Genomic DNA, 7,318 nt, shown 5'->3' with positions numbered 1-7,318 from the left:
ATTCATGAATTCTTCAACAATGGAGCGACGGTATGCACGACGACGACACGGGCGCGACAGGTGGCGGCTGGACGCGGCGCAGGTTCCTGGAGGCGATGGCCCTTACCGGCGGCGCCGCGGCGCTCTACGCGGGTGCCGAGGCAAAGGCCGCCGTGCCGCCGCTGGAGCGCGCCCCCCACGTGGGGCAGGGGCGCACGGCGCTGGTGCTGGGGGCAGGCGTGGGCGTAATGGCCGCCGCGCTGCACCTGCTGGACATGGGCTTCGACGTTCGCGTGCTCGAGGCGCAACGCCGGACGGGCGGACGCAGCCTGACCCTGCGCAACGGCGACCGCGTGGTGGAGGTGCGCAACGGCACGCGCGAGGAGCAGGTGTTCCGGATGGACCCGGGGCTGTACTTCAACGCCGGGCCCGGACGCATCCCGTACCATCACACCGCCCTGATCCGCTGGTGCCGGGACCTGGGCGTGGAGCTGGAGCCGTACGTGATGATGACGCGGGCCAACCTGTACCAGACGCCCCAGGCCTTCGAGCGTCGGCCGATGCCCAACCGCCGCGTCGCCAACGACACGCGCGGCTGGATCGCCGAGCTGCTGGCCAAGGCAGCCGGCGACCCCATCCTGGCCGAGGATCTCCGCGGGGTGGATCCGGCCGGGCTGCAGTCGCTGCTCGCCGTGTTCGGTGACCTGAACAAGCAGCGGGAGTACAGGGGCTCCACCCGCTCCGGGTACGTGATCCCGCCCGGGGTCACCACGCCGGGGGAGCACGAGCCGCCGCTTGCCCTGGCGGAGCTGGTGCGGTCGCGGTTCTGGGAGCACAAGTTCTACCAGCCGGAGGAGTGGGACTGGCAGCCCACGCTCTTTCAGCCCCGCGGGGGGATGGACCGGATCGAGCGCGCCATGGCCGCGCGGCTGGGCGGCCGCATCCAGCTGGGACGCGAGGTGGTGCGCGTGGAGACGGTGGAGGGCACGCCGTCGCGGGTACGCGTCACCCACCGCAACGCCGCCACGCAGGGCGGGCAGCAGGTGCTCACGGCGGACGTCTGCATCAGCACCATTCCGCTCCCCATCCTGGCGCGCACGGCCAACAACTTCAGCGCGGGCTTTCGCGCCGCCATCGCCGCCGTGCCGTTCGCGCCTACCTGCAAGGTCGGGTGGCAGTCCAACGGGCGGTTCTGGGAGGACGACGACCAGATCTACGGCGGCATCAGCTACATCGACCACCCCATCACCCAGATGTGGTATCCCTCCAGCGGCTTCTTTGAGCGCAGGGGCGTGCTTACCGGCACGTACAACTACGAGAAGGACGCCATCGACTTCGGGCGCATGGCTCCCGCGCAGCGGCTGGAAAAGGCGGCCGAGGGCGCGCTGCGGCTGCACCCCCAGTTCGACCGCCACGTTCCGCGTGACAAGGGGATCAGCATCGCTTGGCAGAATGTGCCCTTCCAGGAGGGCGGCTGGGCGGAGTGGACGGAGGAGATGATCGATCCCTACTCGCGCCTGCTGCTTCCGGAGGGGAACTTCTGGGTGGCGGGGGACCAGGTGTTGTACCTTCCCGGCTGGCAGGAGGGGGCCGTGCTGTCCGCCCGCTACGTGGCGCAGAACCTCATTCGCCCCACGCGCCTGCTTGGCGAGCCCAGCGCGCCGCGGCGCGCCCCCAACACGGCCCGCGTGGTCCGCGGCGAGCGGCCGGAGTAGCGACGGGTCCGGCGGAGCGGCGAAGGACGTGGCGAGACGCCTCCGCTGCTCCGTCCGGAGTTGGTTTCGCTCCCACGCACCCACGCAAACGACCCCGCCAGCACGTCGCTGGCGGGGTCGTCGCTCGGATGGGGCGGGAAAGCCGTGACGGCTACGCGCTCGTGCCGGCCGCCATCAGCTCGTCGGCGTTCTCGTCGTCGGGCGCGAGCGTGTCCATGAAGCTGCTCACGGAGAACACCGCGTTGCCGGCGCCCGGCGGGCCGTAGCCCGGGGGCGGCTTCAGGCCGTGCTTCTCCAAGGCCTCGCGGTACGTCTCCAGCAGGCGGATGTGGTACTCCAGCGGCGCGCCCTCGGGGTTGTCCTGGCCCAGCGGCGTGGCGGGCTCCGGGCACCACGTGGTAAAGCGCGGCGTGACCCCGCGCGACATGAAGTGGTCCAGCCCCTCGCGCGTGCTGCGGATGGCCTCGCCCACCGTGGCGAACCCGAACGGCCGCGCCATCTCCACGCCCGCCACGAAGTTGGGGATCACGTAGCGCGCGCCGAACACCTCCGCCGCGTCAAAGATGCGCCGGTGCCACTCCTCGCGGCCCACGTAGCGCTCCTTGCCGGGGCAGATGATCTCGAACAGCCGCTTGTCCCACACCTCGTAATTGGGGTGGTAGATCTTGATGCCGTAGTCCTTGAAGCGCTGCACGTCCTCACGCGGCAGCGCCTGCGCCACCACCTTGCCGATCCAGCGGCCGGGAAAGCGGTCCTCGATGGCCTCGGCGTAGCGGCCGTAGAAGTCCGCCTCCGCAAACCCGTCCACCTTGCTGGTCACGCTGCCGCCCGTAAGGGTGTACGCGTGGCTTACGCGGGCCGTATCGAACTGGTCGATGATGGCCAGCGCCTCCAGCACCTCGTCGATGGGCTTGATGCCGGTGTACGGGCGGCCGGCCTGCTTGTGCTGGCGCCAGTTGTGGTTGATGTCGCAGTACTGGCACTCCTCCTTGGCGCCAAAGTACTGGCACATGCGGAAAACCGTCAGGTAGATGAGGTACCCCCACTGGATGGTGGGCGCGATCTCCATCACCTGCTTGCCGTTGCTGAGCGGATGCCGGTAGTACTCCGGCATGGGCGGCAGCCCCACGTCGGCGATCACGCGGCCGTCCATCGACAGCGTGAGCGCGCCGCCCTCGCCGCGCGACACGCGGTACGGCGAGTCGGGGTTCATGCGCACGGAGACGATGGTGCGGCGCAGTTCGTACGGCCCGCCGGTCAGGGCGATCTCCTCGGGCGGCCGGCGCTTGGCCGCGTTCCCCAGCTGGGCAAGCGGCTTCTGGTCGAACGAGAAGATGAAGTACGACTTGGGCTTTACCTCGCCCTCCAGATTGTCCGTAAGCGCCGAATCGTCGAACGACATCCCGGTGCGCAGCAGGTCTTCCTTGAAGACCGCCTCACGGGGGATGTGGGGAAAGCGGGCCATGAGCCCTTCGACCAGCGCGGTGCGATTCTCCATGTATGCTTCAGCGTCCTTTGTTGACGCGTCCGAGGTGAATGCAGCGCCTGAATTTAGGGGAAAGGCGGGGAGAAGGGAACAGGGGGGACGGCGGGGACCAGGGAACAGGGAATAGGGAATAGGGAATAGGGAATAGCGGGAACGGAAGTACGGGGTCGGGCTTTGGTCCTGGGTGGGCTAAAGCCCACGGCTGGAAATGCCACAAGCCCCGCCCTGGGCGCGCTGCGCTTGCCCGGCGGGGCTTCACCTGCTCGGGGCGTCCAGGGCCTGCGCGCTTTCTTCCTGGTTTAGACCGTGGCCGAGGTGGACGACGCCACGCCGGAGTTCCGCAATCCGCTCAGCCGCTCGGCGAGCAGGTCCGGGTCGGCGTAGGTGTCCAGGCCCAGACGCAGGGTGTGGGCGGGAAAGAGCGCCGTCTCGCGCAGCAGGGTGAGCACCCGGGGCGCGCAGCCGCGGTCGGCGAGCAGCCAGGGAGACTGGCGCAGCAGCGCCGCCAGTGCGTGGCCCGCACCCGCGGAATCCCCCAGAGCCGTCGGCTCATCCGCTTGGATCGCGGGGAAGAGCAGGCCCGCGAGCGGGGCCGTGCGGCGCCACTGGCCGGGAAAGCGCTCCCGCGCGTCCGTGGCGCCGCGGACGCGCTGCACCACGCCCTGCTCGTATCCCTCGTCCAGGTGAAAGGGGCGGGGAAGACCCTCCACCATCACCTGGCCCTCCCCGTCGCGCCGCAGCACCACGTGGTCGTCGGACAGGTAGTTCCACCCGGCGCGCAGCAGGTTGGCCGTCGTCGTGGTCTTGCCCACGTGCGTGTCGCCCACCAGCAGCCATGCGCCCCCGCCGGGCGGCACCACCGCCGCCGCGTGCACCAGCGCCCGCCCCAGGCGGCCCAGCAGCAGCGCGCACGCCAGCGTGGCGGCGGAGAACAGCGCCCACGCCACCGCGTTGCCGTCGTCGCTTTCGGGCGCGCGGATGTCGGCCTCGCCGGCGCGCAGGTCCAGGAGGCCGTACACGCCCGCGGTGCCCGTCATCAACGCGCGGTCGCCATCCACCCACCCCTCCATCGACCCCAGCTCCAGCGTACGCTCCTCCGCGGGGCGCGCGGGGGGCGGCGTGCCGTCGGAGGGCCGGATGCGGATCACGGAGCCGGCGGGATCGGCCGGGGTGTCGTCGGGGATCTGGGGGATCCAGCGGGCGAGCGCGGGGAGGAGGGGCGGGTGCACCTCCATCCGCAGACGGCCGTCCTGGAGCAGGGAGCGAACGATCACGTGCGCGCCAGAGGGAGAAGGATCACGCGCGCAGAGCGAAAGGGTTCATGCGGTCGGGCGGGGGAGGCTCGGCCGCGGGGTCGCGCACCACCCAGGCGTGCGCCACGATCGGCGTTTCGGCGCCCTGGCCCGCGCGCACGCCGATGCGCACCACCGCGGGGACGCCGTAGCGGCGCAGCGCCAGGCACTCGGCCACGCTGTTGTACAGGCAGGTGTCTCGCCAGGGAAGCCCGGGTACGGCCGCCAGCAGCCGCACGCCCGTGCGCGCCGCCCGGATCACCCCGCGGGGAAGATCGGGGTGCGCGGCGGACGCCGCGGGCGGAACCAGCAGCTCCTGCCAGCGGCGGCCGCGCAGCCACAGGGGCACGCGCAGCGCCGACCACGCGCCGGTGAGGGCCGCCCCGGCCAGCCGTGTCACGCCGCGTCGCCCCCGGCGGGAGCGACGAGCCCGCGCTCCGCCAGCTCGCCCAGCAGCCGGTCCACCTCGGCCGCGGCCACGGCGCGCTCCACGTCGAAGTGCGCGCACAGGTCGTCCACCAGCGCGTCGCGCCCCAGGCCGCGCTCCAGCCCCTTGTAGACGGCCGCGGCGGTGGCGTTGAGCCGGTAGTAGTGCTTGGTGTCCATGTGCAGCAGCACCGCCTCGCCTTCCAGGTGGGCGGCCAGCACGTCGTCGGGAACCCGGTGGGTGCGCGCTTCGTCGGTCATCGATCGTTCGTGAGGTGTTACGGGGCCACCGAGGGGCGCCGCGGAAAGCCGCCCGTCACGGGGATGGGGTTCACCGTCTGCGGGGCTTTGGGGTCGATCCACACCAGCCGCGTCTCGCTGGCGGGCATGAACTCGGTGTAGACCAGCCGCCCGTCCCGGGTCCACGTGGGCTCCGCCTCGGTGCCCGCGCGGCTGCTGAGCCGGATCACGGTGCCGTCGGAAACGCGCACCACGAAGATGGCCGGATCGCCTTCGCGGGTTGACGCGAACGCCACGTACTCGCCGTCCGGGCTCCACGCCGGGTCCACCTCGGCCGCCGTTCCGCCCACCAGCAGCTCCGGGGTGCCGCCCAGCGTGAGCTGGTAGATGTCGGCCGTGCCGGAGGCGGTGCCCACAAAGGCCAGCCGGGCGCCGGTGGGCGCCCACGAGGGCGACGTCTCGGGGCTGCCACCGAACCCGAAGTTGGGCGCCGCCTGGGCCGCGCCGCCGCCGCTGGCGGTCGCGGTCCACAGCTTGGCCACGCCGGAGGGGTCGGTGGCGTACGCCAGCCGCTGCCCGTCCGCCGAAAGCGCGGGCGCCGACTCCGAAAGCGTGCTGTTGGTCACCCGCGTCTCCGCTCCGCCCGCCAGCGGCACGGAGTACAGCTCCCCGTTGCCGTGGCGAAAGGTGACAAAGGTCACGGTGCCGCCGCCGGCGTTGGGGTCGCGCTCGTCCGACACGTTCTGCGTGAGCCGCGTAAGGTCGCCGCCGTCCAGCGCCACGCTGTAGATGTCGCGGTTGCCGCCGACGGCCATGTCGAACACCACCGTCGGCGGGGCCGCCACGTCCAGCGTTACGGTTCCCGTGCGCTCGCCGGACTGGGCGCGCACCTCCACCGAGCCCGCGCGCAGCAGGCGCAGCGTGGCGCCGTCCACCACCTGCGCGGCGTCGGCGGGGCTCACGGTGAGCGTCACCGCTCCGGCGGCCAGCGGCTGCCCGTCCGCCGCCGTCGTCACCGTCACCACGCTCCCGCGCTCCAGCCGGCCATCCGACGTCAGCGTCAGCGCTTCGGGCGGCAGCTTGGGATCGTCCTCGCACCCCGCCAGCAGCGCGGCGGCAAGGACGGCGGGTGCAAGGCTGCGGGAGAGACGGAAGCTGGAGAAGGGCACGGTGGTTCTGGGGATGAGGGGACGGCGCGGGACAGCGTGTGAAATATGGACTTGCGAGGCGTCTCGCACAACCGGGCCGCCCCGTCGTGTCCAGATCCGGTGTCGATCTGGATCGCGCGGAGTCCAGCATCCAGCATGTCGGCCGGCTCCGCAAAAGAATGGGCCTCACACGGAGTTAACGGAGTGAACGGAGTTTTTTCGTGCCGATTCCTCTGCTCTCGCGGTTTGGAGAGAGAAGAAGGGGTCTCACGCAGAGTGACCAGAGTCAGCAGAGTTTGTTCGTGCCGCTTCCTCTGCTTTCGCGGATCAACGCTTGGCGCCCACGTGTCGGGTGCAGAGGGGGATGTCGACGAGGCGCGATCGTTTGTAAGGGTGTCGGGAACGGGAGGTCGATGGAATGCGGCAGGGGGCCATGTGAATTTTTTGAGGAGGGATGCGGATCGGCAGAGATCTCCAAAGCGCGTGAGAGCACGTCGATCGCACCACCTGATGCGCGATCTTGAGAACTGTCGGAAGGAACGGAGCCAGCGGAAAACGAACTCCGCTGGCTCCGTGTGAGGCCAATCCCGTTTGTCGAGACCGGAACCGCGCGTCCTACTTCTGCGCGGCGGCGGCGGCGCGGAAGCGTTCGCACGCCTTCATGATGGTGGAGCGCACCGGATCCTCCACCGAGTTGGCCTGGGCGAGGCAGCTGGCGAGCTGCTTTTCGGGCGTGTCGACGAACGTGTCCGTCGGCGGCTTGTAGTCGGGGCCCATGATGCGGCGCGTCGCGGCGTCGGCATCGGCCGCCTGCTTGGCCACGGCGGCCGTGGACTCGGCGGGGGTCAGCACGGGCGGAACGTACGCCTCTTCCTCCACCATCGCCTCCTGCTGGGCGTCCTGCGTGTCGGCGTCACGGTCGCGGCTGCAGGCGGCGGAAAGGGCGAAGGCGATCAGGATGGGGCTCAGCGTAAGGAAGCGGTGCATCAGTCCGCGGTTCAACGTCAGGGTTTGGAAGAGGGGGACCGGCCG

7 protein-coding genes are annotated in these 7,318 nt (G+C 70.8%); 1 reads left to right on the top strand and 6 read right to left on the bottom strand.

The window, feature by feature from the left end; translation table 11 throughout:
• Nucleotides 1-32 precede the first annotated feature (32 nt).
• Nucleotides 33-1,694 (top strand): flavin monoamine oxidase family protein, encoded by a 1,662-nt coding sequence (locus tag ACOJUJ_RS08035; RefSeq protein ID WP_420126345.1) that lies wholly within the window; start codon nt 33-35, stop codon nt 1,692-1,694.
• 151 nt (nt 1,695-1,845) lie between these two features.
• On the opposite strand, the gene ACOJUJ_RS08030 is transcribed toward ACOJUJ_RS08035, so the two are convergent.
• The 6 genes from ACOJUJ_RS08030 to ACOJUJ_RS08005 all read right to left on the bottom strand — a co-directional run bounded on the left by ACOJUJ_RS08030 (nt 1,846) and on the right by ACOJUJ_RS08005 (nt 7,288).
• Entirely contained in the window at nt 1,846-3,192 is a 1,347-nt protein-coding gene (locus tag ACOJUJ_RS08030; RefSeq protein ID WP_420126344.1) for a radical SAM protein, read from the bottom strand.
• A gap of 287 nt (nt 3,193-3,479) precedes the next feature.
• The gene (locus ACOJUJ_RS08025) at nt 3,480-4,454 is read right to left on the bottom strand and encodes a hypothetical protein (RefSeq protein ID WP_420126343.1); all 975 of its coding nucleotides are present in this window, start codon (nt 4,452-4,454) and stop codon (nt 3,480-3,482) included.
• Nucleotides 4,455-4,476: 22 nt separating this feature from the next.
• Complete coding sequence (locus ACOJUJ_RS08020; RefSeq protein ID WP_420126342.1) at nt 4,477-4,872, bottom strand: lasso peptide biosynthesis B2 protein; 396 nt, start codon at nt 4,870-4,872, stop codon at nt 4,477-4,479.
• Nucleotides 4,869-5,159, bottom strand: a complete 291-nt coding sequence (locus ACOJUJ_RS08015; RefSeq protein WP_420126341.1) for a PqqD family protein — start codon at nt 5,157-5,159, stop codon at nt 4,869-4,871. The genes ACOJUJ_RS08020 and ACOJUJ_RS08015 overlap by 4 nt, the downstream gene beginning before the upstream one ends.
• A 17-nt stretch (nt 5,160-5,176) precedes the next feature.
• Nucleotides 5,177-6,307, bottom strand: coding sequence for a hypothetical protein (locus ACOJUJ_RS08010; protein ID WP_420126340.1), 1,131 nt, complete (start codon nt 6,305-6,307; stop codon nt 5,177-5,179).
• 594 nt (nt 6,308-6,901) lie between these two features.
• A complete protein-coding gene (locus ACOJUJ_RS08005; protein WP_420126339.1) occupies nt 6,902-7,288 on the bottom strand; it encodes a hypothetical protein in 387 nt (128 codons plus the stop codon).
• Nucleotides 7,289-7,318 lie beyond the last annotated feature (30 nt).

The organism is Longimicrobium sp., from assembly GCF_048594345.1.
In the GTDB taxonomy this organism is placed as follows: Bacteria; Gemmatimonadota; Gemmatimonadetes; order Longimicrobiales; family Longimicrobiaceae; genus Longimicrobium.
The sequence above is the reverse complement of the archived record's forward strand: the minus strand, read 5'-3'. Positions and strand labels throughout refer to the sequence as shown.